Raw genomic sequence first — 25,742 nt, forward strand, 5'->3', positions numbered from 1 at the left:
CGTTATTCACGGGATATTTGCGTACACAACCTCCTGTAGGCGCTGCGGCACGCTGCGATCTTTTGATCCTAAAGACCAGAATCATAAGATCGCAGCGTGCCGCAGCGCCTACATTGAGATGTTGTCATGTCCCAAGGCTTGGGCCGATGCGTTAAACTCCCGTCCATTGCTGTCTGGAGCTTCTTATGCGCGAAGAGTTGAACCAAGGCCTGATCGACTTCCTCAAGGCCTCCCCTACCCCGTTCCACGCCACTGCCAGCCTTGTTCAACGTCTGGAGGCCGCCGGTTTTGTGCGCCTCGACGAACGCGAGCCGTGGACCACCGAGGCCAACGGCCGCTATTACGTCACCCGTAACGACTCCTCGATCGTCGCGATCAAAATGGGCCGCCACTCGCCGTTGCACGGCGGCATCCGCCTGGTCGGCGCGCACACCGACAGCCCGTGCCTGCGGGTCAAGCCGCAACCGGAACTGCAACGTCAGGGTTTCTGGCAACTGGGCGTCGAGGTCTACGGCGGTGCGCTGCTGGCGCCGTGGTTCGATCGTGATCTGTCGCTGGCCGGCCGCGTGACCTTCCGCCGCGACGGCAAGGTCGAGAGCCAACTGATCGACTTCAAGGCGCCGATCGCGATCATTCCCAACCTGGCCATTCACCTCAACCGTGAAGCCAATCAGGGCTGGGCGATCAACGCGCAGACCGAGTTGCCGCCGATCCTCGCGCAGTTCGCCGGTGACGAGCGCGTCGATTTCCGCGCGGTGCTCACCGATCAACTGGCGCGCGAACATGGTTTGAACGCCGACGTCGTGCTCGATTACGAGCTGAGTTTCTATGACACGCAAAGTGCTGCAGTGATTGGCCTGAACGGCGATTTCATTGCCGGCGCACGCCTCGACAACCTGCTGTCGTGTTACGCCGGTCTGCAAGCCTTGCTCACTGCCGAGACCGACGAAACGTGCGTGCTGGTGTGCAACGACCACGAAGAGGTCGGTTCCTGCTCGGCCTGTGGCGCCGACGGCCCGATGCTCGAACAGACCCTGCGTCGCCTGTTGCCGGAAGGTGACGAGTTCGTCCGCACCATTCAGAAATCTCTGCTGGTCTCGGCCGACAACGCCCACGGCGTACACCCCAACTACGCCGAGAAGCACGACGCCAACCACGGCCCGAAACTCAACGCCGGCCCGGTGATCAAGGTCAACAGCAACCAGCGTTACGCCACCAACAGCGAAACCGCCGGGTTCTTCCGCCATCTGTGCATGGCTGAAGAAGTGCCGGTGCAAAGCTTCGTGGTGCGCAGCGACATGGGCTGCGGCTCGACCATCGGCCCGATCACCGCCAGCCATCTGGGCGTGCGCACCGTCGATATCGGCCTGCCGACTTTCGCCATGCATTCGATCCGCGAACTGTGCGGCAGCCACGACCTCGCGCACCTGGTCAAAGTGCTGAGCGCGTTCTACGCCTGCCACGAATTGCCGTAAACCCTTCGCGGGCAAGCCTTGCTCCTACAAAAGCCAGACATCTGTAGGAGCAAGGCTTGCCCGCGATGGCGCCGGTGCTCTCAGCGCAAATTTCACTTTCGAACGGACTCATTTCTGATACACATCAGCCTTGGTCAGCCGAATCCGACCTAGACTTCCATCATTCATTTCGACAAGGCAGTCTCCATGATCTCGATGTCTTCGTTTCACGCCATGCTCATTCCCATCCTGACCGGGATGATCCTGCTGGCCATCGGCTTCAACTTCCGCGACAAGAACGCCGGCGTGTTCGCCATGTGGATCGGCATGCTGATGATTCTCGCCACCGTGGTCTACAAGATCCTCGCCAAACTCAACGAATAATCCGCGACGGCTCGCATTGATTGGGTGGGCCTCGTACACTCCAGCGAATCCGCCCCTTGCGAGGTTGACCGCCTAGTGTTCGCTCGTCTTTTTGCTTTGCCCAATCTGTTTCTCGTCTGCCTGATGACGCTGCTGCCGCTGGCCCCCGCCCAAGCGGTCGGCCTGCCGGGCCTGCTCAACACCACCAAGACGCAGCCCGAGGCCCAGGAACCGCTCGGCCAGTCCCTCGACGAAGTCATCAAGTCGTTGGAAAACGACAAGCAACGCGCACAGTTGCTGACCGACCTGAAAAAACTGCGCGACGCCACGAAAAAAGCCCAGGCGACCCAGGAAGAAGGCGTGCTCGGGCTGATCGGCGGCACCCTCGCCACGTTCGAGAAGCAATTTACCGGCGACGACAGTCCAATCAAGCGTTGGTCCACCGAGTTCAGCCTCGCCCGGGATGAATTGTCTGCGTTGATGCTGCCGGCCAGCGAGTGGCTGCCGATCATCTTCGCTTTCGCGATGATCCTGATGGTCTGGAGCCTGCTCGCCGCCGCGCTGATCTGGCTCGGTCATCGAGTACGCATGCGTTTCGGCCTGACCGAAGAACTGCCGCAGCACCCCAAAGCCCTCGACATGCTGCGCTTCGCTCTGCGCAAGCTCGGGCCGTGGCTGATCGCATTGGTCATCACGGTCTACATGAGCTACGCGCTGCCCTCGTCATTGGGCAAAAGCCTGGCGATGGTGCTGGCTTACGCACTGGTTGTCGGTACCTGTTTCTCGGCGATCTGCGTGATCGCGTTTTCTCTGCTCGATGGCCCGCACCGCCATCGCGCGCTGTACATCCTGCGTCATCAGGCCTTTCGGCCGCTGTGGCTGATCGGCAGCTTCGCCGCGTTCGGTGAGGCGTTGAGCGATCCACGCCTGGTCGAGAGCCTCGGTGTGCATCTGGCGCACACCGCCGCGACCGTGGCCAATGTTCTCGCGGCGTTCTCCACCGGGTTGTTCATCCTGCGCTTCCGTCGGCCGGTGGCGCACCTGATCCGCAATCAGCCGCTGTCACGACGGCTGACCCGCCGCGCCCTCAGCGACACCATCGATATCCTCGGCACCTTCTGGTACGTGCCGGCGCTGGTGCTGGTCGGCATCTCGCTGTTCGCCACCTTTGTCTCCGCCGGCGACACCAGCACCGCGCTACGCCAGTCACTGATCTGCACCGTGCTGCTGGTGTTATGCATGGTCATCAACGGTCTGGTGCGTCGCCACTCACTGAAACCGCAACGCGGGCCGAAGCGCCACGCGCTGTATTCCGAGCGGCTGAAAAGCTTCTTTTACACACTCGCGCACTTGCTGGTGTGGCTGGCCTTCATCGAACTTGGCCTGCGCGTGTGGGGCCAGTCGCTGATCGGTTTCGCCGAGGGCGAGGGCCATGACATCAGCGTCAAACTGTTCAGTCTGATCGGCACGCTGATTTTCTCCTGGCTGATCTGGATCCTCGCCGACACCGCCGTGCACCACGCCCTCACCCGCTCGCGCAAAGGCCTGGCCAATGCACGCGCGCAAACGATGATGCCGCTGATCCGCAACGTACTTTTCGTGGCGATCTTCATCATCGCGCTGATCGTTGCGCTGGCGAACATGGGCATGAACGTCACGCCACTGCTGGCCGGTGCCGGTGTGATCGGTCTGGCCATCGGATTCGGCGCTCAGTCGCTGGTCGCCGACCTGATCACCGGTCTGTTCATCATCATTGAAGACTCGCTGGCCATCGACGATTACGTCGACGTCGGCGGCCACCTCGGCACCGTCGAAGGCCTGACCATCCGCACCGTGCGTCTGCGCGACATCGACGGCATTGTCCACACCATCCCGTTCAGCGAAATCAAAAGCATCAAGAACTACTCGCGGGAATTCGGCTACGCGATCTTCCGCGTCGCGGTGCCGTACAACATGGAAATCGACGACGCGATCAAACTGATGCGCGATGTCGGCCAGAAGATGCGCACCGATCCGCTGCAGCGGCGCAATATCTGGTCGCCACTGGAGATTCAGGGCGTGGAAAGTTTCGAGTCCGGCAGCGCGATTCTGCGGGCTCGGTTCAAGACCGCGCCGATCAAACAATGGGAAGTTTCCCGAGCGTTCAACCTGTCGCTCAAGCGCCATCTGGATGAGGCTGGACTGGATCTGGCAACACCGCGCATGAGCGTACAAGTGATCACTGCCGGTGGCGGCCAGCCGAAGGAATAGCACGCACGCGCGCGCGGTTGCAGTCACAGGCAGAGAAGCCCTAACAACAATAATCAAGGAGAGCCCGATGCTACTGACGCGCATTGCCCAAGCCGTACTACTCACCCTTTTCGCCGGCCACGCCGGCGCGGCGACAATGGACAGCACCCGTACGCAAATCGCCGAACAAGCGCAAAAGCTCGAACCCGAACTGCTGGAAACCCGCCGCGACATCCATGCCCACCCCGAGCTCGGCAACAACGAAAAGCGCACGTCCGAGTTAGTCGCCAAACAACTGAAAGCCATGGGCCTGGAAGTCAAAACCGGCGTCGCCCGCACCGGCGTCGTTGCCATCCTCAAAGGCGCCCTGCCCGGCCCGACCGTAGCCCTGCGCGCCGACATGGACGCGCTGCCGGTCAAAGAAGTCTCCAACCTGCCCTTCGCCTCGAAAGCCAAAGGCACCTACCTCGACAAAGAAGTCGACGTCATGCACGCCTGCGGCCACGACGCCCACACCGCCATCCTGCTGAGCACGGCAAAAATTCTCACCGGCATGCGCGACACCCTGCCCGGCACCGTGGTGTTCTACTTCCAGCCTGCCGAAGAGGGCCCGAGCGACTTCATCCCCGACGGCAAAAACACCTGGGGCGCGAAAATGATGGTCGAGGAAGGCGTGATGAAATCACCCAGACCCGACGCCGTCTTCGGCCTGCACGTCTGGGCCGGCATCCCCGCCGGCCAAATCGCCTACCGCCCCGGCCCGACCCTGGCCAGCTCCGACGACCTGCGCATCAAAATCCTCGGCAAACAAACCCACGCCGGCCGCCCCTGGGACGGCATCGACCCGATCACCGTCGGCGCCCAAACCATCGTCGGCCTGCAAACCGTAGTCAGCCGCCGCACCGACATCTCGTCGTATCCATCGGTGGTCAGCATCGGCACGATCAATGGCGGGACGCGTTACAACATCATTCCCGAATCGGTCGACATGAGCGGAACGATCCGCTCCTACGACTACGGCATCCGCCAGAAACTGCACGCCGACGTACGCCAGACCATCGAAAAAATCGCAGAAAGCGGTGGTGCGAAAGCGGACGTCACCATCATCGAAAAATACGACCCGACGATTAACAACCTGGCACTCACCGAAAAAATGCTACCGACTTTGAAGTGGGCGGCCAAGGACGACGTGGTGAATGCCCCGCTGGTGGGCGGCGCAGAAGACTTTTCGTTCTATGCCAAGGAAGTGCCGGGATTGTTTGTATTTCTCGGGGTGACGCCACGGGATCAGGACATGAGCAAAGCGGCGCCGAATCACAACCCAGGTTTCTTCGTGGATGAATCGGCACTGGTGGTGGGCGTGAGGACACTGGCGTCGTTGGCGACCGATTATTTGTATGCCAATGCGCGGGTAGGCAAATAAGGACAGGGATGAGGGCGATTGTGGGGGCGCTTTCGCGAGCAGGCTCGCTCCCACATTTGGACCATGTGTAGCCTGCCAGAGATTGGTCGGCTGTCAGGCCACCTTCGCGAGCAGGCTCGCTCCTACATCTGGACCATGTACAGCCTGCCAGAGATTGGTCGGCTGTCAGGGCGCCTTCGCGAGCAGGCTCGCTCCCACATTTGGACCATGTGCAGCCTGCCAGAAATTGGTCGGCTGTCAGGTTGCCTTCGCGAGCAGGCTCGCTCCCACATTTGGACCATGTGCAGCCTGCCAGAAATTGGTCGGCTGTCCGGGCGCCTTCGCGAGCAGGCTCGCTCCCACATTTGGACCATGTGCAGCCTGCCAGAAATTGGTCGGCTGTCCGGGCGCCTTCGCGAGCAGGCTCACTCCTACATTTGGACCATGTGCAGCCTGCCAGAGATTGGTCGGCTGTCAGGCCGCCTTCGCGAGCAGGCTCGCTCCCACATTTGGACCATGTACAGCCTGCCAGAGATTGGTCGGCTGTCAGGCCGCCTTCGCGAGCAGGCTCACTCCTACATTTGGACCACGTGCAGCCTGCCAGAGATTGGTCGGCTGTCAGGTTGCCTTCGCGAGCAGGCTCGCTCCCACATTTGGACCATGTACAGCCTGCCAGAAATTGGTCGGCTGTCAGGCCGCCTCGCGAGCAAGCTCTGCTCCTACGAAGAGCAAAAGCAGAGCGCGCAACGCCTCTGCTCCTCACCACTCAACACAATGAGCGCAAGCTCGAGTACCGCTTTTGACCTTGCCGTGCTGGCCCCTTCGGCAGGCTGAGTGGAGGGATTTATCCGGGGGTGGGAGCGCAGCGAACGTTCGACGAAGTCGAACACATCGAGAGGAGGTGCAGCGAAGCAAACCGTAGGCGATGCCCCCGGATAGATCCCGTAACGAAGGAACCCCGAGCCCCAGCGAGCGGGCCGAACGCCGGGGCCCAGCGTTTTGGTTACTTTTGGGCGTCTGCAAAAGTGACTCGCTGTAAGAGCGAAACCGCCCGCCGCAGCAACCAAAGAAACGGATATTCACACAGCCCCCAAAAGCCTGGTCGGCCCACAGGCCGCCAAGGCAAAAGCCTCAAACCACATCAACCCCGACGTGAATCGCATCATGCCGCCAAAACTCCAGATCACAATCAATCAACCGCTCATGCTGATCATAATTAACCCGAGCAATCCTTAATCCCGGGCTCCCCACAGACACCCGCAAAGCCGCCGCCGCATCCACCGACAACGACGTAGGAACAATCTCGAAGCGCACCCGCCCATAGTGCAAATCGTAATGCCGCGCATACAACTCAGTAATCGACTGATTCAAATCAAACTCAAGAATCCCGGGAAAAAATTGCGGATTCAAATAGTGCTCCACATACAACACCAACCGCCCATCAATGCGCCGCGACCGGCAAATCTGAATCACGCTCGACAACGCCGGCAGCTGCAACCAGGCACACACCGCCGCCGAAGCCGGCTGCAACCGCGCCGAAATCACCTCGGTCGAAGGCTCCCGCCCCTGCGCACTGACCATCGCGTGAAAGTGACTGCGCTGCATCAGGTTGTAAGCCAGACGCGGCGGCGACACAAACCAGCCCCGCCGCTCCTCGCGATAAATCTGCCCCTGCGCCTCCAACTGTAACAACGCCTCGCGCACGGTAATCCGCGTCGTACCAAACAACTCACTGAGCTTGCGCTCGGCCGGCAACTTGCTGCCTGCAGCCAACAACCCGTGATCGAGCTGTTCCTGCAACACCTGGCCAATGGCTGTCACCGCTTTTGTTGCCTCATCGCGCATCAACGTTACCTATCTGGACTAGACCAGCACTGTTTCAGGGCAAAACTACACGGACAACGAAGCGTTTCCGTGTGTTGCAAGCCTAGGCAGTACAGATGACCGAGAGATGACAAAACTACCCAACGGTCGCTCTCATGACTTGCAATACATCGGCCAAGTCCCTTGTCAGCCGGGGCCTGAGCATGGTCTACGCTTATCTGGCAGCCGCTGATATCGGGCAAACAAAAGGCTTGCCGCAGGGCCACCGACATCAAAGTGTCATCCAGCCCCCTTAAATTGGCTCAGGTATTGCTGACCTAGACCAACACAAACCGCAATCGCAGCGTTGAACACGACCAAGGAGCTTCGGAATGAAACAGCTTTTCCTGGCAACACTGTTAGGCTCGACCATTGCTATGTGCACCTCCGCCATGGCGGCGGGCACCGATCTGAAAACCCTCGAAGCCGCTGCGAAAGCGGAAGGCGCTGTCAACAGCGTCGGCATGCCCGATGACTGGGCCAACTGGAAAGGCACCTGGGAAGACCTGGCCAAGACCTACGGCCTAAAACATATCGACACCGACATGAGCTCGGCTCAGGAAATCGCCAAGTTTGCCGCGGAAAAAGACAACGCCAGCGCTGATATCGGCGATGTCGGTGCCGCTTTCGGCCCGATTGCGGTCAAGCAAGGCGTGGTGCAACCGTACAAGCCAAGCACCTGGGATCAAGTCCCGGACTGGGCCAAGGATAAGGACGGCAACTGGGCCCTGGCCTACACCGGCACCATCGCTTTCATCGTCAACAAGAAGCTGTTGCACGGTTCCGAAGTACCGACCAAATGGGCTGACCTCAAGGGCGGCAAATACAAGGTTTCCATCGGTGACGTGAGCACCGCCGCACAAGCGGCCAACGGCGTTCTCGCTGCTGCCCTGGCCAACGGTGGCGACGAGAAAAACATCCAGCCTGCGCTGCTGCTGTTCGCCGACATCGCCAAGCAAGGTCGACTGTCGATGGCCAACCCGACCATCGCCACCATGGAAAAAGGCGAGATCGAAGTCGGCGTGGTCTGGGACTTCAACGGCCTGAGCTACAAAGCCAAGATGGCCAACCCGGATGACTACGTGGTGCTGATCCCGTCCGACGGCTCGGTGATTTCCGGCTACACAACGATCATCAACAAGTACGCAAAAAATCCTAACGCCGCCAAGCTGACCCGCGAATACATCTTCAGCGACGCCGGCCAGACCAACCTCGCCCGCGGCAACGCCCGGCCGATCCGCGCCGAGCACCTGCAACTGCCGGAAGACGTGAAGGCCAAACTGCTGCCGAACGAGCAGTACAAAAAGGTTACCCCGATCAAAGACGCCGACGCATGGGAAAAAACCTCCAAGGCCCTGCCGCAGAAATGGAACGAAGAAGTCATCGTAGAGATGAAGTAATCCTTCATCTGTAGGAGCAAAGCTTGCTCGCGAACCGCAGCACCACGGTTTATCGAAAACCGCGCCGCGCCCTTTGCGAGCAAGCTCTGCTCCTACAGTTTTTAACGACTTTTATTGTTTCGCGGAGTTTTTGCCCCTATGAAGCACAACGTCATCCTTGTCGTGCTCGACGGCCTCAATTACGAGGTCGCGCGCCACGCCATGGGGCATCTGCAGGCTTATGTTGGCGCAGGACGCGCCGCGCTCTACCAGTTGGAGTGCGAGTTGCCGGCCCTGTCCCGACCGCTTTATGAATGCATCCTCACCGGCGTGCCGCCGATCGACAGCGGCATCGTCCACAACAACGTCTCGCGCCTGTCCAATCAGCGCAGCATCTATCACTACGCTCGCGACGCCGGCCTGAAAACAGCCGCTGCGGCCTATCACTGGGTCAGCGAGTTGTATAACCGCTCGCCTTTCGTGGCCGCCCGCGACCGTCATACCGACGACCCGGATCTGCCAATCCAGCACGGGCACTTCTACTGGAACGATCACTACCCGGATTCGCACCTGTTCGCCGACGCGGAAAACCTGCGCCTGCGCCACGCGCCGAACTTCCTGCTGATCCACCCGATGAACATCGACGACGCCGGGCACAAGCACGGCCTCGACAGCTCGCAGTACCGCAACAGCGCGCGCTCGGCAGACATCATCCTTGCTGACTATTTGCAGACCTGGCTCGATGCCGGTTATCAAGTGTTGGTAACCGCCGACCACGGCATGAACAACGACCGCTCGCACAACGGCCTGCTGCCGGAAGAACGTCAGGTACCGCTGTTCGTCCTCGGTGACGCCTTCAGCCTCGACGCTGGCGCCATACCAAAACAGACCGAGATCTGCGGCACAGTCTGCGAACTGCTCGGTGTGCCCCACGACAAACCTGTGTGCCGGGAGCTGCTCAAGTGAAATCCATGACCCGCGGCAAATGGCTGGCGGCGCTGTGGCTGGTGCCCTTCGCGCTGTTCTTTATCGTCTTCGAAATCGCCCCGCTGGTCTGGGTGATGATCAACAGCCTGCAATCGGAAGAGTTCGGTTGGGGCATCGAAAACTTCACGAAAATCTTCAGCTCGAAATTCTATTTGCAGGCAATCCAGTACAGCCTGGAGATCAGTTTCTGGTCGAGTGTGTTCGGCATCATCATCGCCGTGCTCGGCGCCTACTCATTGCGCCGGGTCGATTCGAAACTGCGCAACTTCGTGAATGCCTTCGCCAACATGACCAGCAACTTCGCCGGTGTTCCCTTGGCGTTTGCGTTCATCATCCTGCTCGGTTTCAACGGCAGCTTCACCATCATGCTCAAACAGGCCGGGATCATTCAGGACTTCAATCTGTACTCGAAAACCGGGCTGATCATCCTCTACACCTACTTCCAGATCCCGCTTGGCGTGCTGCTGCTCTACCCGGCCTTCGACGCCTTGCGTGAAGACTGGCGCGAGTCCGCCGCACTGCTCGGCGCCAGCGGCTGGCAGTTCTGGCGGCACATCGGTTTGCCGGTGCTGACCCCGGCATTGCTTGGCACTTTCGTGATCCTGCTGGCCAACGCCCTTGGCGCCTATGCCACGGTATATGCATTGACTACCGGCAATTTCAACGTGTTGCCGATCCGCATTGCGGCGATGGTTTCCGGGGATATTTCCCTCGATCCGAATCTGGCCAGTGCCCTCGCCGTGGTGCTGGTGGCACTGATGACCATCGTCACCGTCGTGCATCAACTGCTGTTGAAGAGGAGCTACCATGTCTCGCGCTGAATCCGGCCCCGCCGGCCTCTACCACCGCGTCGTGGTTTACCTGTTGTTCGCCATTCTGTTGCTGCCATTGGCGGGCACGCTGGTCTACTCGATCGCCAGCAGTTGGTCGGCGACCATTCTGCCCAGCGGTTTCACCTTCAAGTGGTACATCCAGCTGTGGAGCGATCCGCGCTTCCTCCATGCGTTCGGCCAGTCGTTGCTGGTGTGCGTCGGCGCGCTGGTGCTGTCGGTGGTGCTGATTCTGCCGCTGCTGTTCGTGGTGCATTACCACTTCCCGAAACTCGATGCGCTGATGAACATCCTGATCCTGCTGCCCTTCGCGGTACCGCCGGTGGTGTCGTCGGTGGGGCTGTTGCAGCTCTACGGTTCCGGGCCGATGGCGATGGTCGGCACGCCGTGGATCCTGATCGGTTGCTACTTCACCGTGGCGCTGCCGTTCATGTACCGGGCGATCACCAACAACCTGCAAGCGATCAACCTGCGCGACCTGATGGACGCCGCACAACTGCTCGGCGCCAGCACTTTTCAGGCAGCGTTCCTGGTGGTGCTGCCAAACCTGCGCAAAGGCCTGATGGTCGCGCTGCTGCTGTCATTCTCGTTCCTGTTCGGTGAGTTCGTGTTTGCCAACATCCTCGTCGGCACCCGCTACGAAACCCTGCAGGTTTACCTGAACAACATGCGCAACAGCAGCGGCCACTTCACCAGTGCACTGGTCATCTCGTATTTCTTTTTCGTGCTGGTCCTGACCTGGATCGCCAACATCTTGAACAAGGACAAAAGCGAATGAGCTACGTCAGCGTCCAACACCTGCAGAAAAGCTACGCCGGCACCACCGTGTTCAGCGACATCGATTGCGAAATCAACAAGGGCGAGTTCGTCACACTGCTCGGCCCGTCCGGTTGCGGCAAGTCCACACTGCTGCGTTGCATCGCCGGCCTGACGTCGGTGGATGGCGGCAAGATTCTGCTCGATGGCGTCGACATCGTGCCGCTGAGCCCACAAAAGCGCGGGATCGGCATGGTGTTCCAGAGCTACGCGCTGTTCCCCAACATGACCGTCGAGCAGAACGTTGCATTCGGTTTGCGCATGCAAAAAGTCAATGCCGACGACAGCCATAAACGTGTCGCCGAAGTGTTGAAACTGGTTGAACTGAACGACTTCGCCAGCCGCTATCCGCATCAACTTTCCGGCGGCCAGTGCCAGCGTGTCGCCCTCGCCCGCTCGCTGGTCACGCGTCCACGCTTGCTGCTGCTGGATGAACCGCTGTCGGCACTCGATGCACGCATTCGTAAACACCTGCGTGAACAGATCCGGCAGATCCAACGCGAACTCGGCCTCACGACAATCTTCGTCACACACGATCAGGAAGAAGCGCTGACCATGTCTGACCGGATTTTCCTGATGAATCAGGGAAAAATCGTACAAAGCGGCGATGCTGAAACGCTGTATACGGCGCCAGTCGATGTGTTCGCGGCAGGCTTTATCGGGAACTACAACCTGCTCGACGCAGAGGATGCCTCGAAGCTGTTGCAGCGCCCGATCAATCACCGCATCGCCATTCGCCCGGAAGCCATCGAACTGAGCCTCAACGGCGAACTCGACGCGCAGATTCGCAGCCACAGCCTGCTCGGCAACGTGATCCGCTACCGAATCGAAGCGCGGGGCGTGGAATTGGTCGTGGACGTGCTTAATCGTTCGGCTGCCGATCTGCATCCCGATGGTCAACGCCTGGCGCTTTCCATCGATCCAACGGCCCTGTGCGAAGTAGCTTAAAAGCAGCTGCAAGCTTCGAGCTACAAGCTTCAAGTTGTAGACTGCGGCGTACTTGATTTCAATTCTTGCAGCTCGAAGCTTGTAGCTCGCAGCTGTTCTCGGAGAGAACCGATGGCTTTGGCAATTTTTGATCTGGACGAAACGTTGATCCACGGCGACTGCGCCACCCTCTGGAGCGAGCAGATGGGGCGCTTGGGCTGGGTCGATCCCGAGTCGTTCATGCGCAAAAACAACGAACTGATGGACGCTTACAGCCATGGCAAATTGCGCATGGAAGACTATATGGAATTCAGTCTCGAACCGCTGATCGGGCGCACGCCGGAAGAGGTCGAGCACCTGGTCGGCCCGTGGGTTGAAGATTTCATCGAACCGATCATCTTCAGTGACGCCACCAAAACCATCGCCGCCCACCGCAAGGCGGGCGACCGGATTCTGGTAATCTCGGCGTCGGGTACGCACCTGGTCAGGCCGATTGCTGACCGACTGGGTATCGATGAAATTCTCGGCATCGAGCTGGAAGTCGCGCATGGCGTGTACAGCGGCCATACGGTCGGCACCCTGACCTACCGCGAAGGCAAGATCACTCGGTTGCTGGAGTGGCTGGATGCCGAGGAAGAAAATCTGGAGGGCGCGAGTTTCTACTCCGACTCACGCAATGATTTGCCTCTGCTGCTGAAAGTGGATTTCCCGCATGTGGTCAACCCGGATCCAGTGCTGCTTGAGCACGCTCAAAAGGCTAACTGGCCGATCCACCTCTGGAAATAACCCGATCCCGTAGGAGCAAGGCTTGCCCGCGAAAAGCGTCGTGTCAGTCAACATCACCGTTGAATGACACGACGCTTTCGCGGGCAAGCCTTGCTCCTACGGGGTTCTGTCGTGTCAGGTGAGGCTTTCGTCAATCACCAACACCAGTTTCCCCGCCACCGTATTGCTCGCCAACTCGGCAAACGCCGCCTCGGCATCCTTCACCGCAAAAGCCTTGGCCAACTGCGGCTTCAGGCGTCCTTCGGCAAACAGCGGCCACACATGCTGGCTCAGGTCACTCAACAGATCTGCCTTGAACTGATCACCGCGGCTGCGCAGCGTCGAGCCCAGCAGTTGCACACGCTTGGCCAACACCTGCGCCAAATCGAGTTTCGCCTCGCGGCCGCCCATCAATCCGATCAACACCCAACGTCCGTCCAGCGCCATGAGCTTGAGATTGAGCGCCGAATAATTGCCGCCGACCGGATCGAGGATCACATCGAACGGCCCGAAATCGCGCAAGCTGTCCAGATCATCCGTGCGCACTACCCCGCCCTGGGCCCCCAGCGCCTCACAGTAGGCCAAACGCTCTGCCGAACCGACGCTGACCCAACAAGGATTGCCAAACGCCTTGCACAACTGAATGGCCGCTGAACCGATTCCACTTGCCCCGGCGTGCAAGAGAACTTTCTCACCCGGTTTGAGCGCCGCAAGTTGAAACACATTCAACCAGACTGTTGCATAAACCTCGGGCAATGCCGCGGCCTCGATCAGCGAAACGCCTTCGGGCACCGGCAGCACGTGCCGTCCGTCGACCACCACCTCTTCGGCCATCCCACCCCCGGCCAGCAAGGCGCAAACCCGATCGCCAACCTGCCACGAACTGCCCGCACCCACTTCGCTGATCACACCAGAGCACTCGAGACCGAGCACTTGGCTGGCGCCTGGCGGTGGTGGATACAGCCCCGCTTTCTGTAATAAATCGGCGCGATTGAGGCCAGCAGCCGCCACTCGAATGCGTACTTGTCCTACATCACACGTAGGACTCGGCTCCTCAACCCATGCCACTTGACCTTCAACGCCTTGCAATGCCTTCACAGTGCCTCCATAGTGAGTCTGGACTGAGCCCGAAGCTGTAGCGCCGGGCTTTTTGCATTATGCGACCGGCTCTCGTAGAACCGGCGACTTCAAAGACGGCCTAATATGCGTTATCAATTGTCCCCGCGTCGAATCAGCATGAAGCATTTGCTCCCCAGCACCGCCCTCGCTCTTTTCATCGGTATCGGCTTGTTGCCGGTGTCGGGCAGTACATTCGCAGCCAACAGCTGGGACAAGTTGCAGCCTGATCGCGATGAAGTCATCGCCAGTCTGAACGTCGTCGAGTTGCTCAAGCGTCACCACTACAGCAAGCCGCCGCTCGACGATGCGCGCTCGGTGATCATCTACGACAGCTACATCAAGCTGCTGGATCCGTCGCGTAGCTACTTCATGGCCAGCGACATCGCCGAATTCGACAAGTGGAAGACCCAGTTCGACGACTTCCTCAAAAGCGGCGACCTCAACGCCGGCTTCACCATCTACAAGCGCTATCTGGATCGCGTCAAGGCGCGTCTGGACTTCGCCATCGCCGAGCTGAACAAAGGCGTCGACAAGATGGACTTCACCACCAAGGAAACCTTGCTGATCGATCGCAAGGACGCTCCTTGGCTCAAATCCACCGCTGAACTCGACGACCTGTGGCGCAAACGCGTCAAGGACGAAGTGCTGCGGATGAAGATCGCCGGCAAAGAGCCGAAGCAGATCCAGGAAACCCTGACCAAGCGCTACAAGAACCAGTTGGCGCGCCTGGACCAGACCCGTCCGGAAGACATCTTCCAGGCGTACATCAACACCTTCGCCATGTCTTACGATCCGCACACCAACTATCTGTCGCCGGATAACGCGGAAAACTTCGACATCAACATGAGCCTGTCCCTCGAGGGCATCGGTGCCGTGTTGCAGAGCGACAACGACCAGGTGAAAGTCGTGCGTCTGGTGCCGGCAGGCCCTGCCGACAAGACCAAACAGGTGGCTCCGGCCGACAAGATCATCGGCGTTGCCCAAGGCAACAAAGAGATGGTCGACGTGGTTGGCTGGCGTCTGGACGAAGTGGTCAAGCTGATCCGCGGTCCGAAGGGCACCGTGGTGCGCCTGGAAGTGATTCCGGCGAGCAATGCGCCGAACGACCAGACTACCAAGATCGTGCCGATCACCCGTGAAGCGGTGAAGCTCGAAGACCAGGCCGTAAAGAAGTCCATCCTCAACCTGAAACAGGACGGCAAGGACTACAAGCTCGGCGTGATCGAGATCCCGGCCTTCTATCTCGACTTCAAGGCGTTCCGTGCCGGTGATCCGGACTACAAGAGCACCACCCGCGACGTCAAGAAACTGCTGACTGAACTGCAAAAGGACAAAGTCGACGGCGTGGTCATCGACCTGCGCAACAACGGCGGCGGTTCCCTGCAGGAAGCCACCGAGCTGACCAGTCTGTTCATCGACAAAGGCCCGACCGTCCTCGTGCGTAACGCCGATGGCCGCGTCGACGTACTTGAAGATGAAAACCCGGGCGCGTTCTACAAGGGCCCGATGGCGCTGCTGGTCAACCGCCTGTCCGCCTCGGCATCGGAGATTTTCGCCGGCGCCATGCAGGACTATCACCGCGCGCTGATCATCGGCGGCCAGACCTTCGGCAAAGGCACTGTGCAGACCATTCAGCCGCTGAACCATGGCGAACTGAAACTGACTCTGGCCAAGTTCTACCGGGTTTCCGGTCAGAGCACCCAGCATCAGGGCGTGCTGCCGGACATCGACTACCCGTCGCTGATCGACACCAAGGAAATCGGCGAGAGCGCGCTGCCGGAAGCCATGCCATGGGACACCATCAAGGCTGCGATCAAACCGGCGGCAGATCCGTTCAAGCCGTACCTGGCACAGCTCAAGTCCGAGCATGACACGCGTACCGCCAAGGATGCCGAGTTCGTGTTCATCCGCGACAAGCTGGCGCTGGCGCAGAAACTGATGGAAGAAAAAACCGTCAGCCTCAACGAAGCCGACCGCCGCGCCCAGCATGCCGACATCGATGCCAAGCAACTGGTGATGGAAAACATCCGTCGCAAAGCCAAGGGCGAAGAGCCGCTCAAAGAGCTGAAGAAAGAAGACGAAGATGCTCTCGCGGCAGCCGAGCCGGACAAGGTCAAACCGGAAGACGATGCCTACCTGAGCGAAACCGGGCGCGTGCTGCTGGATTACCTGAAGCTGAGCAATCAGGTGGCCAAGAAGTAAGATGATGGCAATTTAATGCTGACGATCTGCGGATCGTCATCAAACAGTCATCATTCTGTCGTGCAATAAAGGACTGGGAGCCACTCTCTTCATCGAGAGCGCTCCCAGTCCTTTTTTTATCGCCAGAGATTGCCATGACCACGACCGAACAGCTGAGTGCCTTGAGCTCGATCCTGACTCAAAGCGGTTTGCACAGCCTGTTCCAGCCGATCATTTGCCTCTCCGAGCGACGGATACTCGGCTACGAAGCCCTCACCCGTGGCCCGTCCAACAGTCCATTGCACTCGCCCATCGCACTGTTTGCCGTGGCGCGCCAGGCCGGGCGCTTGAGCGAACTGGAAATCGCCTGCCGGCAAAGCGCTTGCCGCCGTTTCAACGAGCAGCAACTACCGGGCAAGCTGTTTCTCAACGTCTCTCCTGAATCCTTGCTGGAAGCCGCGCACCAACCGGGTCGCACGTTGCAGTTGCTGCAAGACTTCGGTATTCCGCCCAGTCAGGTCGTCATCGAACTCACCGAACAAACGCCGATCGACGACTTTCAGCTGCTGCAAACAGCGCTGCATCACTATCGGGCGATGGGCTTTTCGATTGCGCTGGATGATCTGGGTGCCGGTTACTCGAGCCTGCGTTTGTGGTCAGAGTTGCGCCCCGACTATGTGAAGATCGACCGACATTTCATCGACGGCATTCACCAGGATGCCTTGAAGCGCGAGTTCGTCGGTTCGATCCTGCAAATCGCCAAAGCTTCCCGCGCGCAGGTGATTGCCGAAGGCATCGAACTGCCAGAAGAACTCGCGGTATTGACCGAAATGGGCGTGGACCTGGTGCAGGGTTACCTGCTCGGACGTCCACAAGAGCATCCACCGCGCGATGCCCGCGCCTTGATGCCCAAACACGACAGCAGCGCCGTCGCACTGAATGACGAAGGCAGCGACCTCAGCGCCCTGCTCAACGACCAGCCGGCCGTCCCACGCGACACACCGACCGCCACTGTGCTGGAAGCCTTCCGCCGCCAAGCCAACCTCAACTCACTGGCAGTCCTCGACGAACAAGGCCAGCCGTGCGGAATCGTCCACCGTCATTCCTTGTCTGATGCCCTGCTCAAACCCTTCGCCACCGACCTGTTCGCGCGCAAACCGATCAGCCGCCTGATGAACGACGACTTCCTCGCCGTGGAAATGAGTCAATCACTGCAACAAGTCAGCCGCCTGATCACCAGCCGCGCCCGCCAGCGCATCGAAGAAGACTTCATCATCACCCTCAACGGCGGCTACCTGGGTCTTGGCCGGGTGATCGATGTGCTCAAGTTGATTACCGAACTGAAAATCCAACAGGCGCGTTACGCCAATCCGCTCACGCTGCTACCCGGCAACGTGCCGATTCAGCAATGCCTGACTCGCCTGCTGCAACAGGGGCGCGAATCGGTTATCTGCTACGTCGACATCGACAGTTTCAAACCCTTCAACGACATCTACGGGTACGGACGTGGTGACGAAGTTCTGTTGTGCCTGGCGCAATGCCTCAACGAACGCGTCGATCCGTCGCGCGACTTCGTTGGCCACATTGGCGGGGATGACTTTCTGCTCGTCCTTGGCCCGGAAGACTGGCGCAAACGCCTCAACCAATTGCTCGACGATTTCCAGAGCCAATGCCGCCGTTTCTACCGCACGGAACACCTTGAGGCCGGCTGCTTCATCGCGCCGAACCGCCAAGGGATTCGACAGGAATTCCCGCTGCTGTCGCTATCCATTGGCGTAGTCCACCTTCACCCTGAAGCCTGCGCACAACTTGATGCCAGTCAGCTGGCGGAGATGGCTTCGCAGGCGAAGCATCATGCGAAGAATGTTCCGGGGTATAGCGTGCACCTACTAGACAGCCTCAATGCCCCTGACCTGCATACACCACAGCTAATCGGCCAACGATAATCTCCCAACAACACAATTTCCCTCTTGATCTCATCCTGTTGTAGGTACTACCTAAGGCTAAGTTATTATATTTTTTTGAACCTTACCATTTCGGCGAGTCGAAAATAGAACTTCCTAATTTTCACCATGTTGAACGGTCCTCCCGCCCTGCCTTACACAAATCATTAAGCCAGACCTCAGATAGCTTTATGTATATATCTTCAAAAAAAGCCCTTGGATTTTTCATATTACTCCACCCAAGAGGAAGCAAGGAGGGAATCAACGGATCATGTTCAAAAGCTTCAATAAAAATACTAACATCACTCTCCAGAGTATCTCCCAACATATTAAACAAAACAAATTTGTGCCGATAACTCAATCCCGAAAATCGATTAACGATAAAGCGAAATATTAGATAATCTCTGTCTGAGGGACACTCAGGATCGTACCCTGACAGCTCTACTCCAAGGCTCTCCTCTCTATCATACGTATCAAAACCACCTAGAAAATTCTTCAGGCGCGGATTGTACGGAATATCAAGATAAGGATGCATCAACATCAAACTGACTCCACAGGATAAAGAGCTATTGGTCGCAATGTTTCAAAGTCAAATCTCATTTCAAACGCGTTCATTTTAGCAATGAAGCGCGGATTGGAAGGATCTAACGGGTCAGGTTCATATCCACGACCTACATTTTCAGCCGCCATCCTGACGACTAGATGCCCCATACTATCTTCACCTGTAAAGCGGGGAAGCTTTCTAAGTTCTCTTGTCGTTGCTTGTGTATATGCATTCAACTGCGCTCTATGGCTGGTGAATTGCGAACTCGGGACAGCCCTCCACTCTTCTATAACGTGATTGATTAACTCAGAATCCTCTGATTCATTTTTATTCATTTTCGCCCGAACTCCTTGTGTTTAATTTTAATTATTTCTAGATCAGACTAAAAACTTCGAAAAACCTACCAATCTAATTGATCCTCCAAACTAGCTTTTTCAATATCATCCTTCCACTCAACGCTTGCTAGACGATATACATCCTCAAAAAAAACCCTTGCGCTTTGCATTTCGTCCCACCGATATGGAAAAGAGGAACATGCCTCAGGATCATACTCAAACAGAACCTGAAAGTCATACTCCACATTATCAAGGGCCTCTTTCAAGCACTTAAAAATCATGAATTTATGCCTATAGGTTCTTTTACTAGGCAAACAATATTTCAATATTATCAACTCTCTATCGCCCGGATCATTAGGGTCAAGCTTTTCTAACTCCACCCCCAAAGTCTCCTCACGATCATAAATATCTACCCCAGCTAAGAAACACGATGGGGTTGGAGCGAATGGCTGACCATCACCAACATCTATAAACATTATTAGCCCTACTTGATTGGAAACAAGGTGAATGGAACTCCAGTCACGCCATCAAATTTCATCTCAAATCTATTCAACAAGAGTAACCTTGGATTTTGGGGGTCTTGTGAATTTGGCATATAACCCTTTCCTGCGCCAGGCAGATCCATCCTTACAATATCTGCCAATTGAGCATCCTTTCCTGTGAACTGCGGCAAGCCATTTGCAACTCGCGTCGTCGCTAAAGTGTAGGCCTCAAGCATTATTTCATAACTATTAAATATAGAGCTGGGATTGCCTCTTTGGTCTCGCGGCGTTCTTCCCGTCATTGGATTCGTGCCATCAATAGCTCTCTGTTTCCATTTGACAGGTGGGACCTCTGGCCCATGCTTGCCAACCATGTGCATACCCTGACTATCGTTCAACCTATGAATCTCTATCTTCGCTAGCTCCTTCGCGCTCAGTTTTGGCTCCGGCAGCTCAGGTTCACCTTTATCAACCTTAGCGCCATTGGCTGCACCCGGCACCGCACAACCCGGCCTATTGGGCGGCGGGCAATTCGAGCTCAACCCCAACGGATCCACCCATCCCGTCGGATTCGGCACGTACTGGTACTGATTCAACCCACCGGCCAGCTTGATCGGGTCCGGCGTCAGATACCGTCCCAACCGCGGGTCGTAATACCGATGCCGGTTGTAATGCAGCCCACTCTCCGCATCGAAGTACTGCCCCTGAAAACGCAGTGGCTGGTCCAGGTACTCCTTGCCGGCCAGGGTGATGGCGGCGGTTTTGCCATAGGCGTCGTACTGCGCCGACCAGACGATTTCGCCGCTGTAGTCGGTCAGTTCCAGCGGGGTGCCGAGGTGGTCGAGTTGGTAGTAGAACGGGCAGGTGTTTATCGAACCTTTGCCGTCGAGCAGGGCGAGTGGGCGGAAAGTGCCGGGGTCGTAAACGTAGCTGCGGTATTCGCTCGCGCTGCGTTCGGCGAGAAGGTGGTCGCCCTGCCAGAAGAATTCGGTGGTGACGCCGTCGACGGTTTTGCTGATGCGCCGGCCGAAGGCATCGTAGCGGTAGCTAGCGGTTTTGCCGTCGGGGCGAGTCAGACCGATCAGCCGATGCTGACAGTCGTAGCGGTATTCGGTGACGAGCTTGTGCACGCTGCCACGGCGTTCGCGAATGAGGTTGCCGAAGGCGTCGTAGTCGTAATGGCGGTCGCCCTGCATCAGCAGGCGGTTGCCATTGATGCGAGTCGGGCCGGGGCTATCCTGCATCAGCAGGTTGCCAGCCGGGTCGTGGCCGAAGGTTTCCGGTAGTTCGTCGCGCGAGTGGCGAACGCGGATCAGCCGGTCGAGGGCGTCGTAGCCGTAGGTGCGTTGGCCGTGACGGGTGTCGGCGATGTAGTTCAGATTGCCGTTGGCACTGTAGGCGTAGTCGCGGCGATAGAGAGAGTCACGCCGGTGGCCTACAGCGTGAGCCAGCAACCGACCTTGATCGTCGTAGGAATATTCGCTGAGCAGCAGGCCTTGCTGGCGTTGTTGCTCGCGACCCGATTGATAGACGTGGCCTGTCAGTTGTGAACCGTTGAGGTCGATGGCCGTCAGCACGCCGCCCTTGGCGTAGTGGTAATCGAGCTTGCTGTTGTCCGGCAGGCGCATGCGTTTGAGCTGGCCGCAGGCGTCGTAGGTGTAACGCAGGGTGCCCCAGCCCTGATGCTCGGCGACCAACCGATCCTGCAGGTCGTACTCAAACGCCAGCGGATATTTCTGGCCATCATTGACCGCCATCAGAAGACCGAGGTGGTCGTATTGGTAGGTGATCTTGACCCCGTCCGGCAGGGTCTTGACCAACAGGCGCCCGGCGGCATCGCGCGCATAAGCGGTGACTAACTGCGAGCCGTCATCGCCGAACTCGATCTTCTCCAGCAGATGCCCGTTGAGGTCATAGGCATACGCCGTGCGCCGGCCGTCGAAGCCGGTTTCCTGTCGGATCAATCCGGTCGGCGTGTAGTCCAGCAGGTATTTTTCGCCAGACTCGTTTTCGATCTCGGTGAGCAGCAGCTGCGCATGATCGTAGCGATACTGCACCCGCGTGCCGTCGGGGTTGATCTTGCGCGAGACCAGGTGCAGGTCATCGTCGTATTCATAGCGGGTGAAGCGGCCCAGTTCATCGCGTTCAGCCGTGACCTGGCCGTAAGCGCCGTAGCTGTAGGCGCGGGTGGCGCCGGTAGGAAAAGTCGTCTGAACCAGTCGGCCAACGGCGTCCCAGTGCTGACGGGTAACGGCACCGTGTTCGTCAACCGTGGTCGTCCGCCGCCCCAGCGCATCATAGGAAAAGCGTCGTACACCGCCGTCAGGCCGGGTTTCTTCGATCAGTTGACCGAGGTCGTTCCACACCAGCACCTGCCGACTGGTGTCCGGGTAACGGATCGACAACAGTTGCCCGTGCGTGTCGTAGTGGTAATGAGTGACATGGCCTTCAGGGTCGACCGCTTCGGTGACATCGCCCTGAGCATTGCGCCGGTAGGTCCAGGTCGCATCGCCCCGAGAACGCTTGTGCAGAAAACCGTTGCGATACTCGTAGGACGTTGCCTCATCGCCCGGCGGAAGCAGTGCGATCAGCCGTCCGACGTCGTCATAGCGGTATTGAGTGACGGCCCCGAGCGGATCCTGCTCGGCGACCAGGCGCCCGCAAGCGTCGTAGGCCTTGAGGTGTTCGCCGCCATTGGCTTCGACCTTGCGCACCAGTCGTGCACGGTCGTCGTGGTGGTAAACCTCTTCGGTGCCGTCGACGTAATGCACCGCGACGCTGCCGTCATCGTTCCAGACGTACAGGGTGTCCATCTGCGAAAACGACGCCCAATGCCGCACGCAACGTGCAGCCTTGCCGACGCGTTCCCATTCCCAGAAGAAGCTCGCGCCCCCGGTCAGTTGGCGCTGCAGGATCACATGCTGGTCGTCGTAGTCGTAGCGCTCGCTTTCACCGACGGCGTTGGTGGCTTCGATCAAGCGATGAAGCGCGTCGTAGCGGTAACTGACCAGCGTCTGCTCGGTGCGCCAAGCCTCGGAAAGGTTTTGAGTCGAATCGAAGCGCTGATAATCGACGCCAACCAAATGTGCCCGGTCGTAACGCAACAACAGCGCCCGACCCGCGCCGTTTTCCAGACGTTGAACACGATCCTGACGATCCCGGACAAGGCGCAACCGGTTGTCGTACGCATCGCTGATCGCTGTCAGCCGTCCGGCTCGAAAGTGATAAAACTGCGATTTTTCCCCGGCCAGCGCGAGAATCAACTCCTGTGGCTCATCCCCGAGAAAGATCGCCGCCCGCGACAGGCTGTTGTGAATCGCCGGACGCGAAACACTCGGTAACGGAAACTGTGTACGGCGGTTTTCATGGTCAACCCAGACAACGCCGTCGTCAGCAAACTCCAGCCGATGCGCCAGCGAATGACTCCAGCCAGACCCCAACCCAATATCGACTTCACAAGCACTGCTGCGATACAACCGCGTGAACTCGAACGGAAACAACCCATCAAGGACACCATCTGTCAGGGTCAGCAGTTCCTCGCCGGTGACCATCGATACCGGGCAGCCGTTGGTGCAGGTCTCCGGCCCACAGTCAGCGCTGTCGCCGTTAGGATTTTTCGCCTGATCCGGCGCGTCATCGTGATGTTCGTTTTTCTTTAACAAAGCATTGCGCCTGGCGTCCCAGCGCAACTGCATCCGGCCTTTTTTCACACCCGTAGCGATACCTCGGGCGGCCACTTTTTTGTATTTGTCGACGTATTTGATGAACCCCTCGACGATGGCGAACATCGCCTTCACCAATCGCACCACGGCCGACAACAATTGCCCTGCACGTTGCGCCAGACGTAGCGTCAGATAGGCGATTCCTGCTGCAGCGCCGACGAACGTCAAGACAACACCGATCAGCACATCGATCAGCACTTGCACCACGACCATCGATACCGCTTCAGCGGTCTTGCCGCTCATTTCGCCGGGGGGCAACATTTCCAGCCAAAGGCTCGCGGTTCGCAGCAACAGACACAGCGCCGCTTCGTCACTGACCAGCAACTGCAGTTTTTCCATGACCTGGGGAGCTGTCTCCGCCAGCACTTGCAGTTGCGTGGCGCCCTCCCCCAACCGTTCGGCAAACGCTCCCGGATCCTTGAGGATGTCGGACAGCATGCCAATGCTGTCCCACACACCCTCGATCGCCGCCCAGCTCCCGGCGAGCATCCCGTTACCCGCCGCCGTCGCTACCGACAGCGGCCACTGCGGCTTGAATGTCTGCCACTCGTTACGCAACCAGCCATCCAGCTCAGCGTTCAAGCCATCGTAAGCAGTGAACAAATCCTCGACCTGCGCCGGCGAGACCTCGCTGTGTACATGCACTCGATAGAACTTGCCCGCGATCCCTGCGAACGAGCCCCTGCCTTGCGCATCAAGGGTCACGGGCGTGGTTTCGCCGCCATCCACGGCCACCACATCGACGACGATGTCGCCGAGCGCAATGTCGTATACCGACTCGAATTTGCTCTCGATCTCCATCACCCCACCCTCAGGGCACTGGATGACGCTGGAGAAAAAATTGTCGTCGCTGCTGCTGACGGCGGAACTGCGATCACCGAAGCGGATGACCCGCTCCATGCCCATCAGCGATGGCAGATCCGTGGCGTGGCTGACTTTGTCCGCTGTTCGACTGGCCCAGTGTTTGAGCTGTTCGCGGTAGAGGCTGAGGGTGTCAGGGAAGCTGTCGAGTTCCTGCTCGATACGAGCGATGGCTTCCATCAGCGCACGTCTGGATGCAGGTAGAACTGGTTGACCGGGTCGAACATGAGCGTTCCCTCGCGCAAAAAAATTTAGGCGCGGGAACTGTGCGGGGGATCAATCAGGAAAGAAGTCAGGCAAGTAGGCGATAGCTGTAGGACTAATCTGTAAAAAACTGCCAGAAAATAAACGCCAAACAAAAACGCAAACGCGGCGTGAGGTTTCCCTCACGCCGCGTTTATCAAACAGACAACAACAGGTTTATGGTGCGGTGTCGCGCGAACTCAACTCTCTGAGTTTGTGTTCGGCCAACGGATGCCCGGCCTTGGCGGCCATACCCCACCAGCGAGCGGCTTCATCAGGATCCGGTGCCTTGCTTGGGCTGCCGGCAAGGCTGATCACGCCGACCTGATAAGCCGCTTTGCCATCCCCTGCCAGCGCCGCCAGACGCAGCAACCGCACACCCTCTTCGCGCGCTCCCAAGCCCACGCCGCGAAACGTCAGAATGTGCCCATAGAAGCTTTGCGCGTCGACATCACCGAGGTTGGCCATGCGCGCAAATTGCCCTTCGAGCCAACGCCAACCGCGCGGTTGCCGGACAAACCACGACCAGTGAAACAATCGGCGAGCCAGCCAGTAAGCGGCCCGCGCCTTGAGTCGTAAAAACACTCAGGCCTCCGCCGATTCCGGGTACTCGTATTCGAACACTCTGACCACTTCCGAGGCATGCCAGGACGCCGCGGCAACGCCGTCGGACGGCCCGGAAAAACGCCCAAGACGTTCAACGCATTCAAAAAAACCGGTGCGTGGTAAACGGCTTGCGCCCTGGCTGATGACCAGCGAGCTGCGCAACGGTTGTTCGGCCTTGGCGTCCAGCGCCGCCAGGTGTTCGAGCGCGGCGGTCAGGGTCTGCATCGCCGGCGTTGGTAACTGCAAACGTTCGAGCAATGCCCGATAGGTCAGAAGATGGCGCTGGCGGCGCGCCTGATCCAGCTCCCCTAACAATCCATCCCAATGTTGACGACTGATGCGTACGCTCACGATTCATCCCTCCAACCTGGCACCGTCAGTTCCCAGGCCAGGCTGCGGCGAATCGCGGCGTCGGGCAGACGCTCACCACTTTCGATCATGGCCAGATAAGACGGGCTGATGCCTACCGTGCGGGCCAACGCCTCGATGGCGATGCCCTTCCCTTCGCGCAAACTGCGTAGTTGATCCAGACCCGGAAGAATCGAGTCTGGTGATGCCGCGAGCGGCGCTGGGGCCGGCTGCGACGGTGTTGCGTTGATACCTGCTGCTTTCAGTAGAGCCTGATATTGAGCCCAAGGCAGAACCGCGTACTCGGGTTCGCCATCGCGTGCAATTATCTGAATATCCATGA

General features: G+C 58.6%; 21 protein-coding genes. 12 read left to right on the plus strand and 9 right to left on the minus strand.

Annotated elements, in window-relative coordinates; all coding sequences use genetic code 11:
• The first annotated feature begins 185 nt into the window (after positions 1 to 185).
• The 4 genes from JFT81_RS11005 to JFT81_RS11020 all read left to right on the plus strand — a co-directional run bounded on the left by JFT81_RS11005 (position 186) and on the right by JFT81_RS11020 (position 5,469).
• The gene (locus JFT81_RS11005) at positions 186 to 1,475 is read left to right on the plus strand and encodes a M18 family aminopeptidase (RefSeq protein ID WP_201227331.1); all 1,290 of its coding nucleotides are present in this window, start codon (positions 186 to 188) and stop codon (positions 1,473 to 1,475) included.
• Positions 1,476 to 1,661: 186 nt separating this feature from the next.
• The gene (locus JFT81_RS11010) at positions 1,662 to 1,838 is read left to right on the plus strand and encodes a hypothetical protein (RefSeq protein WP_201148638.1); all 177 of its coding nucleotides are present in this window, start codon (positions 1,662 to 1,664) and stop codon (positions 1,836 to 1,838) included.
• Between the two features lie 75 nt (positions 1,839 to 1,913).
• Positions 1,914 to 4,067 carry a mechanosensitive ion channel family protein gene (locus JFT81_RS11015; RefSeq protein ID WP_201227332.1) on the plus strand — a complete coding sequence of 718 codons (2,154 nt, stop codon included), beginning with the start codon at positions 1,914 to 1,916 and terminating at the stop codon, positions 4,065 to 4,067.
• A gap of 67 nt (positions 4,068 to 4,134) precedes the next feature.
• Complete coding sequence (locus JFT81_RS11020; protein ID WP_201227333.1) at positions 4,135 to 5,469, plus strand: amidohydrolase; 1,335 nt, start codon at positions 4,135 to 4,137, stop codon at positions 5,467 to 5,469.
• A gap of 1,110 nt (positions 5,470 to 6,579) precedes the next feature.
• Here the strand turns inward: JFT81_RS11020 and JFT81_RS11025 are convergent.
• Entirely contained in the window at positions 6,580 to 7,293 is a 714-nt protein-coding gene (locus JFT81_RS11025) for a UTRA domain-containing protein (RefSeq protein ID WP_201227334.1), read from the minus strand.
• Between the two features lie 350 nt (positions 7,294 to 7,643).
• On the opposite strand from JFT81_RS11025, the gene JFT81_RS11030 reads away from it, so the two are divergent.
• The 6 genes from JFT81_RS11030 to JFT81_RS11055 all read left to right on the plus strand — a co-directional run bounded on the left by JFT81_RS11030 (position 7,644) and on the right by JFT81_RS11055 (position 13,036).
• Positions 7,644 to 8,711 carry an ABC transporter substrate-binding protein gene (locus JFT81_RS11030; protein ID WP_103307244.1) on the plus strand — a complete coding sequence of 356 codons (1,068 nt, stop codon included), beginning with the start codon at positions 7,644 to 7,646 and terminating at the stop codon, positions 8,709 to 8,711.
• A gap of 138 nt (positions 8,712 to 8,849) precedes the next feature.
• Complete coding sequence (locus tag JFT81_RS11035) at positions 8,850 to 9,656, plus strand: alkaline phosphatase family protein (protein ID WP_201227335.1); 807 nt, start codon at positions 8,850 to 8,852, stop codon at positions 9,654 to 9,656.
• A gap of 5 nt (positions 9,657 to 9,661) precedes the next feature.
• Positions 9,662 to 10,498 carry an ABC transporter permease subunit gene (locus JFT81_RS11040; protein WP_201228084.1) on the plus strand — a complete coding sequence of 279 codons (837 nt, stop codon included), beginning with the start codon at positions 9,662 to 9,664 and terminating at the stop codon, positions 10,496 to 10,498.
• Positions 10,485 to 11,285 carry an ABC transporter permease gene (locus tag JFT81_RS11045; protein WP_034156555.1) on the plus strand — a complete coding sequence of 267 codons (801 nt, stop codon included), beginning with the start codon at positions 10,485 to 10,487 and terminating at the stop codon, positions 11,283 to 11,285. Before JFT81_RS11040 ends, JFT81_RS11045 begins: the two co-directional genes overlap by 14 nt.
• Complete coding sequence (locus JFT81_RS11050; protein ID WP_201148465.1) at positions 11,282 to 12,271, plus strand: ABC transporter ATP-binding protein; 990 nt, start codon at positions 11,282 to 11,284, stop codon at positions 12,269 to 12,271. The genes JFT81_RS11045 and JFT81_RS11050 overlap by 4 nt, the downstream gene beginning before the upstream one ends.
• 111 nt (positions 12,272 to 12,382) lie before the next feature.
• Entirely contained in the window at positions 12,383 to 13,036 is a 654-nt protein-coding gene (locus tag JFT81_RS11055) for an HAD family hydrolase (protein ID WP_201227336.1), read from the plus strand.
• A gap of 114 nt (positions 13,037 to 13,150) precedes the next feature.
• Here the strand turns inward: JFT81_RS11055 and JFT81_RS11060 are convergent, their stop codons facing one another.
• Positions 13,151 to 14,113, minus strand: a complete 963-nt coding sequence (locus JFT81_RS11060; RefSeq protein ID WP_201227337.1) for a zinc-binding dehydrogenase — start codon at positions 14,111 to 14,113, stop codon at positions 13,151 to 13,153.
• Positions 14,114 to 14,251: 138 nt separating this feature from the next.
• Here JFT81_RS11060 and JFT81_RS11065 point away from each other — a divergent pair, with 138 nt between their 5' ends.
• Together JFT81_RS11065 and JFT81_RS11070 are read left to right on the plus strand one after the other, a co-directional pair.
• A complete protein-coding gene (locus JFT81_RS11065) occupies positions 14,252 to 16,336 on the plus strand; it encodes a carboxy terminal-processing peptidase (RefSeq protein WP_201227338.1) in 2,085 nt (694 codons plus the stop codon).
• 134 nt (positions 16,337 to 16,470) lie between these two features.
• The gene (locus JFT81_RS11070) at positions 16,471 to 18,261 is read left to right on the plus strand and encodes a bifunctional diguanylate cyclase/phosphodiesterase (RefSeq protein ID WP_201227339.1); all 1,791 of its coding nucleotides are present in this window, start codon (positions 16,471 to 16,473) and stop codon (positions 18,259 to 18,261) included.
• Positions 18,262 to 18,382: 121 nt separating this feature from the next.
• Here JFT81_RS11070 and JFT81_RS11075 read toward each other — a convergent pair whose 3' ends face one another.
• The 7 genes from JFT81_RS11075 to JFT81_RS11105 all read right to left on the minus strand — a co-directional run bounded on the left by JFT81_RS11075 (position 18,383) and on the right by JFT81_RS11105 (position 25,740).
• Positions 18,383 to 18,799, minus strand: coding sequence for a hypothetical protein (locus JFT81_RS11075; RefSeq protein ID WP_201227340.1), 417 nt, complete (start codon positions 18,797 to 18,799; stop codon positions 18,383 to 18,385).
• Positions 18,799 to 19,137 carry a hypothetical protein gene (locus tag JFT81_RS11080; RefSeq protein ID WP_201228111.1) on the minus strand — a complete coding sequence of 113 codons (339 nt, stop codon included), beginning with the start codon at positions 19,135 to 19,137 and terminating at the stop codon, positions 18,799 to 18,801. Before JFT81_RS11080 ends, JFT81_RS11075 begins: the two co-directional genes overlap by 1 nt.
• Positions 19,138 to 19,202: 65 nt before the next feature.
• The gene (locus JFT81_RS11085) at positions 19,203 to 19,613 is read right to left on the minus strand and encodes a hypothetical protein (protein WP_201227341.1); all 411 of its coding nucleotides are present in this window, start codon (positions 19,611 to 19,613) and stop codon (positions 19,203 to 19,205) included.
• Positions 19,614 to 19,621: 8 nt separating this feature from the next.
• Complete coding sequence (locus JFT81_RS11090; RefSeq protein ID WP_201227342.1) at positions 19,622 to 24,382, minus strand: RHS repeat-associated core domain-containing protein; 4,761 nt, start codon at positions 24,380 to 24,382, stop codon at positions 19,622 to 19,624.
• A 240-nt stretch (positions 24,383 to 24,622) separates the two neighbouring features.
• The gene (locus JFT81_RS11095) at positions 24,623 to 25,030 is read right to left on the minus strand and encodes a sel1 repeat family protein (protein ID WP_201227343.1); all 408 of its coding nucleotides are present in this window, start codon (positions 25,028 to 25,030) and stop codon (positions 24,623 to 24,625) included.
• Complete coding sequence (locus JFT81_RS11100; protein WP_003223109.1) at positions 25,031 to 25,402, minus strand: hypothetical protein; 372 nt, start codon at positions 25,400 to 25,402, stop codon at positions 25,031 to 25,033.
• Positions 25,399 to 25,740, minus strand: coding sequence for a helix-turn-helix transcriptional regulator (locus JFT81_RS11105; RefSeq protein WP_201227344.1), 342 nt, complete (start codon positions 25,738 to 25,740; stop codon positions 25,399 to 25,401). The genes JFT81_RS11100 and JFT81_RS11105 overlap by 4 nt, the downstream gene beginning before the upstream one ends.
• Positions 25,741 to 25,742: the final 2 nt, after the last annotated feature.

This window comes from Pseudomonas sp. TH43, assembly GCF_016650635.1.
Taxonomy (GTDB): Bacteria; Pseudomonadota; Gammaproteobacteria; order Pseudomonadales; family Pseudomonadaceae; genus Aquipseudomonas.

Excerpts from the sequence above, each read along its gene's own strand:
- JFT81_RS11005 (WP_201227331.1), top strand. The coding sequence starts at position 186 with ATGCGCGAAGAGTTGAACCAAGGCCTGATCGACTTCCTCAAGGCCTCC.
- JFT81_RS11010 (WP_201148638.1), top strand. The coding sequence starts at position 1,662 with ATGATCTCGATGTCTTCGTTTCACGCCATGCTCATTCCCATCCTGACC.
- JFT81_RS11020 (WP_201227333.1), top strand. The coding sequence starts at position 4,135 with ATGCTACTGACGCGCATTGCCCAAGCCGTACTACTCACCCTTTTCGCC.
- JFT81_RS11025 (WP_201227334.1), bottom strand. The coding sequence starts at position 7,293 with ATGCGCGATGAGGCAACAAAAGCGGTGACAGCCATTGGCCAGGTGTTG.
- JFT81_RS11030 (WP_103307244.1), top strand. The coding sequence starts at position 7,644 with ATGAAACAGCTTTTCCTGGCAACACTGTTAGGCTCGACCATTGCTATG.
- JFT81_RS11035 (WP_201227335.1), top strand. The coding sequence starts at position 8,850 with ATGAAGCACAACGTCATCCTTGTCGTGCTCGACGGCCTCAATTACGAG.
- JFT81_RS11040 (WP_201228084.1), top strand. The coding sequence starts at position 9,662 with ATGACCCGCGGCAAATGGCTGGCGGCGCTGTGGCTGGTGCCCTTCGCG.
- JFT81_RS11045 (WP_034156555.1), top strand. The coding sequence starts at position 10,485 with ATGTCTCGCGCTGAATCCGGCCCCGCCGGCCTCTACCACCGCGTCGTG.
- JFT81_RS11050 (WP_201148465.1), top strand. The coding sequence starts at position 11,282 with ATGAGCTACGTCAGCGTCCAACACCTGCAGAAAAGCTACGCCGGCACC.
- JFT81_RS11055 (WP_201227336.1), top strand. The coding sequence starts at position 12,383 with ATGGCTTTGGCAATTTTTGATCTGGACGAAACGTTGATCCACGGCGAC.
- JFT81_RS11065 (WP_201227338.1), top strand. The coding sequence starts at position 14,252 with ATGAAGCATTTGCTCCCCAGCACCGCCCTCGCTCTTTTCATCGGTATC.
- JFT81_RS11070 (WP_201227339.1), top strand. The coding sequence starts at position 16,471 with ATGACCACGACCGAACAGCTGAGTGCCTTGAGCTCGATCCTGACTCAA.
- JFT81_RS11075 (WP_201227340.1), bottom strand. The coding sequence starts at position 18,799 with ATGTTGATGCATCCTTATCTTGATATTCCGTACAATCCGCGCCTGAAG.
- JFT81_RS11080 (WP_201228111.1), bottom strand. The coding sequence starts at position 19,137 with ATGAATAAAAATGAATCAGAGGATTCTGAGTTAATCAATCACGTTATA.
- JFT81_RS11085 (WP_201227341.1), bottom strand. The coding sequence starts at position 19,613 with ATGTTTATAGATGTTGGTGATGGTCAGCCATTCGCTCCAACCCCATCG.
- JFT81_RS11090 (WP_201227342.1), bottom strand. The coding sequence starts at position 24,382 with ATGGAAGCCATCGCTCGTATCGAGCAGGAACTCGACAGCTTCCCTGAC.
- JFT81_RS11105 (WP_201227344.1), bottom strand. The coding sequence starts at position 25,740 with ATGGATATTCAGATAATTGCACGCGATGGCGAACCCGAGTACGCGGTT.